Below are 270 nucleotides of genomic sequence, written 5' to 3'. Positions count from 1 at the left end.
TCACTGCAAACAACTTGATTTAGTTATAAAGCTAGATACATGAGCGAGGAATAAACAAACATTAATTATGTTTGTCCGAGCGCAAGACATAAAGTTATGCTTTATGTTAAAATCAACTCAAATATATCTGTTAATAACTCATTTGATGAAAGTTAGGCATACACAATGTGTAAATAAGACCCAACGAATAGTCATAAACAGTTGTGCTGGCGACAATAGCAAGAGTGAACCACCTGATCCCTTCCCGAACTCAGAAGTGAAACCTCTTAG

The 270-nt window shown here is 35.6% G+C and carries 1 rRNA gene; it reads left to right on the top strand.

Going from position 1 to position 270, the window contains the following annotated elements:
• Window positions 1-205 precede the first annotated feature (205 nt).
• Window positions 206-270, top strand: a 5S ribosomal RNA gene (gene rrf, locus AXW61_RS17005); the annotation flags it as partial.

It is taken from the genome of Acinetobacter sp. BMW17 (assembly GCF_001592855.1).
Taxonomy (GTDB): Bacteria; Pseudomonadota; Gammaproteobacteria; order Pseudomonadales; family Moraxellaceae; genus Acinetobacter; species Acinetobacter johnsonii.
This window is presented reverse-complemented; position numbering and strand designations above follow the sequence as displayed.